The sequence below is a fragment of the Rubrimonas sp. genome, assembly GCF_036788415.1.
GTDB lineage: Bacteria > Pseudomonadota > Alphaproteobacteria > Rhodobacterales > Rhodobacteraceae > Rubrimonas.
Map to the genome: position 1 here is coordinate 1 of NZ_DAIQNN010000152.1, position 4,981 is coordinate 4,981.

Sequence of the window (4,981 nt, forward strand, 5' to 3'; positions counted from 1 at the left end):
ATAGGTGTCGTCGCCCGCGTCGCCGACGAGGCGCTCGCCGCCGGTCTCCGCCGCGAGGATGTCGTTCCCGGCGCCGCCGATCATCAGATTGGCCTTGAGCTCGAAGCTCGGCAGCTCGGGCAGCTCCGGCGGGTTCACCGCGTCCTCGATGGCGGCCTTGACCTTGCGCACGGGCTCGAGCACCGCGTCGACCGCCGCTTCGATCTTGCCGCGGGCCTCGTTGAAGGCCTTCACGACGGGGTTGTCGTCCATCGCCTCGTCGAAGATCAGCCGCGCCAGCGCGCCGATCCCCATCACCACGTCGTCGCCTTCGCCGCCGCTGAAGATCGAGCCGGCCGAGATCGAGAGCGGGTCCCAGCCCTCCCCGCCGCCGCTTTGGGTGAGGTCGGTCATCGAGTCGAACAGCGCCTGCGTGTCGGTGGCGACGAGGATCAGGTCCTCGCCGTTCCCGCCGAAGACGAAGTTCATCGTCCCCGTGGCCAGCGCGAGGTCGTTCCCGTCGTCGCCGAGCTGCACGCTGTTGTCGGCCAGCGCGAGCAGCAGGTCGTCGCCGGCCCCTCCGGTTTGCGCGGTCACCGCGATCTCGGCCTTGGGCTTGAGGGTGATCTTCTTCTCGCCGGTCTCGGCGTCGGTGGTGCGGGCGGGCTTCGCGCCGATCTTCGTGCTGGGGCTGATCCCGAGCAGCACGTCGTCGCCGTCGCCGCCATGCTGGAAGCCGAGCGCGACCGGGACCTTCTTCACGATGGCCGCCGCGCCGCCGATCATGATGTCGTCGCCCGAGCCGCCGAACTGCAGCGCCGCCTGGCCGCCGCCGACGATCACGTCGTTCCCGGCGTCGCCGTACTGGACGACGGCGAGCCCGCCGGCGACCAGAAGGTCGTCGCCGGCGCCGGCGAACTGCACCGCCGCCGCGCCGATGGCGAAGCCCATGTCGCGACCGCCGCCGCCGATCTGCACGTTGCCGGAGCCTCCGGCGACCATCACGTCGTTCCCGGAGCCGCCGGCGCCCACGAAATCGTCGAGCTTGTCGAGCAGCCGGCCGATGGCGGCGTGGTCGAGGTCGAGATCGGCGGGCAGCACGGCGGAGAAGCCGTCCATGAACTGAAGGTTCTTGTCGCCGAGCGCGATGGCGATGTCGTCCCCGTGCCCGCCGACCTGCACGTTGAGCCCGCCGACGCCGAACATCACGTCGTTTCCGTCGCCGCCATGCTGGACGTTGACGCCGCCGACGCCCACGAGGATGTCGTTCCCGGCCTCGCCGAGCTGGACGTTGAACGAGCCCGCGGCGAACAGCTTGTCGTTGCCCGACCCGCCGCGCTGCACGTTCGCCCCGCCCGCGCCGATGATGAGGTCGTCGCCCGCGTCGCCGTTCTGGTAGTTCCCCCATGCGCTTGCCGCGAGCAGGATGTCGTTCCCGTCGCCGCCATGCTGGACGGTGCCCATTCCCCCGGCGATGAGCAGGTCGTTCCCGGCGTCGCCCCACATCACGTTGCCCACGCCGCCGCCGATCAGCCGGTCGTCTCCGGCGCCGCCATACATCACATTGGCGACGCCGCCGGCGAAGATCGAGTCGTCGCCCGCGTCGCCATGGACGACGTTGACGCCGCCGAGAACGTAGATCGAGTCGTTCCCGTCGCCGCCGCGCAGCACGTTCGTCCCGCCGATGGCGCGGATCGTGTCGTTCCCGGCCCCGCCATAGGCCCAGTTGAAGCCGCCGATGGCCTCGATCCAGTCGTTCCCGTCCTCGCCATGCAGATGGTTGTGGACGCCGCGCCCGATCAGCGTGTCGTCGCCGGCGCCGCCATACATGTTGTTGCTGGCGCCCCAGCCTTCGAGGCGGTCGTTCCCGGTCCCGCCATACATGTCGTTGCGCGCGCCGTGCCCGTAGAGCCGGTCGTCGCCGGCGTCGCCATGCATCGCGTTGTAGGCGCCGTGGCCCTTCAGCGTGTCGTTGTGATTGCCGCCGCGCATGTCGTTCCACGGCGCCCAGGCTTCCAGATAGTCGTCGCCGTCGTCGCCGCGCATCCAGTTCTTGCCGGCGCCGTAGCCGTAGATCCTGTCATTCCCGGTCCCGCCATACATGGTGTTGGAGACGGCGTAGCCCTTGAGCAGGTCGTTCCCCGTCCCGCCCGACATCCAGTTCTTCGCGCCGTAGCCGATGAGCGTGTCGTTCCCGCCGTTCCCGTAGAGCTCGTTGTACGGCAGGTAGCCCGTGATCGAATCATGCCCGCCGCCGCCATGCTTGACGGGCGAGACGACTGTGACGACGGATTTGACGGCGGAGCCGATCTTCTTGACGACGCTTCCCATGATCGTGGTCCTCTCGGTTGCCGGGGCGACAGCCGCGCCCTGTGAGGACCGGGATACGTCGTCAGGGCTCGGGCGGCCTGTGAGCCCCGTCACAGGTCGGACCGCCGCCGACGCGACGGCCGTCGGCGTCGAGCGCGGGGTAGCGCGCGACACGGCGCAACGATCCGTCGGGGGCGCGGCGGGCCGCCTCGATGTCGCGCCCGCGCAGGGCGTTGCGGCGCAGATCGGCGACCATCGCCCGGGCCTCGCCGAAGGGCGCCACGAAATCGGCCACCACGACGCGCCCGCCGCTGCGCCAGTCCTGCGGCTCGAGCGGGCGGCCCTCGCGCAGCGCGGCCTCGGCGATCTCGTCGCTCAGCAGCGCCCAGGTCGCGATCCCCATCGGCCGGGCGCCGCGCCGCCAGATGCGGAACTGTCCGAGCGACAGGGGCGCCGTCAGCAGCTTCGCAGCCTCGGCCAGTGGAAAGCCGCCCTGCAAAGGCGCATGGGCGAACAGCCACAGCGCCTCGCCCAGAAGGGCGAACCGCTCCGCCGCGGCGCCCGGCGCATCGGGCGCTTCAGTCACCGCGCCATCGCGTGATACTCGGCGTTGGGCCGCATGTCGGTCGCCGAGGCCATGCGGTTGGACATGTTGAAGAAGGCGGCGACGGCGGCGATGTCCCAGATGTCGCGGTCGCGGAACCCGGCGTCGCGCAGCGCCGCCCTGTCTTCCTCGCCGATCTCGTGCGAGGCGCGGGTGATCGCCACGGCGAAGCCGAGCATCGCGCGCAGCCGCGGCGAGAGCCGCGCCGCCCGCCAGTTCGTCGCCAGCGCGTCGCCGAGGGCGGCGTCGCCCGACAGCTTGCGCACCGCCGCGCCATGCGCGGTCACGCAATAGAAGCAGCGGTTCTCCGCCGAGACGACCACCGCGATCATCTCGCGTTCGAGCTTGCTCAGCCCGCTCGGGGCCAGCATCAACTGGTTGTAGAAGGCCGAGAAGGCGCGCAGCTTCTCCGCGTCGAAGGCGTAGGCCGTCAGCACGTTGGGGACGAGGCCGAGCTTCTCGCGGCATGTCGCCAGATGCGCCGCGAGATCGTCGGGCAGGTCGGGGGTCGGGTCGAGCGCGAGCGCGGTGACGCGTTCGGCCGCGGCGGGCGTCTCGGGATCGGATGGCGTCACTTGCGTCTCCCCTGTCGGGCGGCGTCGGCGGCATCGTGCCTCAGCCGGCCCGCCGCGGACAGGGGGGAACTTAGCGCGGGCGGGCGGCGGCGCGGATCAGGGCGGCGGCGATGCGTTCGAGCGGCAGGACCGTGTCGGCGCCGCCGCGCGCGATCGCCTCCTTGGGCATGCCGAAGACGACGCAGGTCGCCTCGTCCTGCGCGATGGTGGCGGCGCCCATCTGGCGCATCTCCAGCATTCCTGTCGCGCCGTCGTCGCCCATGCCGGTCAGGATCGCCGCGACCGCGTTGGGGCCGGCGACCTGCGCGGCGGAGCGGAACAGCACGTCCACCGACGGCTTGTGCCGCGACACCGGCGCCCCGTCGAGGACCGATACGCCATAGCCGCGGCCAGTCCGCTTGAGCGCCAGATGGCGCTCCCCCGGCGCGATCAGCGCGCGACCGCGGCGGACCGCGTCGCCGTCCTCCGCCTCCTTGACCTCGATGGCGCAGCACCCGTCGAGGCGGCGGGCGAAGGCGGCGGTGAAGCCCGCCGGCATGTGCTGGACGACGACGACCCCCGGCGCGTCGGCGGGCAGCCCGACGAGCACTTCGCGCAGCGCCTCGGTGCCCCCGGTCGAGGCGCCGATGCAGATCACGGGTTCGGTGCGCGGCATGCGGGCGATGGCGCGGTCGTGACCGCTTTCGCGGGCGGGCGGCAGCACGGCGTCGGCCGTCAGTTTCGGCGCGACCGCGGTCGCGCGCTGCGTCGGCCCGTCGCCCAGCGCGCGCCGCGTGTTGCCGAGCCGGGCGCAGGCGGCGCCGCGGATCGCGTCGCGGATCCGCGCGCCGCTGTCGCGCAGGGCCGTCATGCTGCTCATGGCGGGCTTGCCGATCACCTCGACGGCGCCGGCCTCCAGCGCGCGGAGCATCGCCTCCGAGCCCTTCTGCGTGTGGCTCGAGCAGATGACCACGGGGATCGGCTGCTGCGCCATGATCCGGCGCAGGAATGTCAGCCCGTCCATGCGCGGCAGTTCGACGTCGAGCACCATCACGTCCGGAGTCTCGGCGCGCATCTTCTCGAGAGCTTCGAAGGGATCGCGGGCCGTGCCCATCAGCGACAGGCCGGGATCGCCCGCGATGACGTCCGACAGGGCGGCGCGCACGACGGCGCTGTCGTCCACGACGAGGACGCGGACCGGCGCGCGGCCCGCCGCAGGGTTTGGACGATGTGCGGACGACACTGGGCTAAATCCTCCTGTTGGGCCCGGCGCCGGAGAAATCTCGCGAAAAAGGCGCGACCGGCTGGCGACGGCGACGGCGCGACTCCGACGCCACGTTTCAGGATTAGGAACCCAATGGTGAAGAAGCGGCTAAGTCGCCGCGTCAGGCGCGCAGCGCGCACGGCTTGCGCTTGCTCGGCGCCGCTGCTAGGTCCGCAGGCGGAGAGGTGGCCGAGTGGTCGAAGGCGTTCGCCTGCTAAGCGAATATACGCCAAAAGCGTATCGCGGGTTCGAATCCCGTCCTCTCCGCCA

The 4,981-nt window shown here is 71.5% G+C and carries 4 protein-coding genes and 1 tRNA gene; 1 reads left to right on the forward strand and 4 read right to left on the reverse strand.

Annotated features, from left to right (window positions below; translation table 11 throughout):
- The 4 genes from V7Q31_RS17400 to V7Q31_RS17415 all read right to left on the reverse strand — a co-directional run.
- The coding region (locus V7Q31_RS17400) for a calcium-binding protein (RefSeq protein WP_333835119.1) at positions 1-2,310 on the reverse strand (2,310 nt) is incomplete at its 3' end.
- Between the two features lie 61 nt (positions 2,311-2,371).
- Complete coding sequence (locus V7Q31_RS17405) at positions 2,372-2,875, reverse strand: toxin-activating lysine-acyltransferase (RefSeq protein WP_333835120.1); 504 nt, start codon at positions 2,873-2,875, stop codon at positions 2,372-2,374.
- Positions 2,872-3,468 carry a peroxidase-related enzyme gene (locus V7Q31_RS17410; RefSeq protein ID WP_442976727.1) on the reverse strand — a complete coding sequence of 199 codons (597 nt, stop codon included), beginning with the start codon at positions 3,466-3,468 and terminating at the stop codon, positions 2,872-2,874. Before V7Q31_RS17410 ends, V7Q31_RS17405 begins: the two co-directional genes overlap by 4 nt.
- Positions 3,469-3,538: 70 nt before the next feature.
- Positions 3,539-4,690: a protein-glutamate methylesterase/protein-glutamine glutaminase gene (locus V7Q31_RS17415; RefSeq protein WP_333835121.1), complete on the reverse strand. Its 1,152-nt coding sequence runs from the start codon at positions 4,688-4,690 to the stop codon at positions 3,539-3,541.
- 200 nt (positions 4,691-4,890) lie between these two features.
- Between V7Q31_RS17415 and V7Q31_RS17420 the strand changes: the two genes are divergently transcribed.
- A tRNA-Ser gene (locus tag V7Q31_RS17420) sits at positions 4,891-4,981 on the forward strand.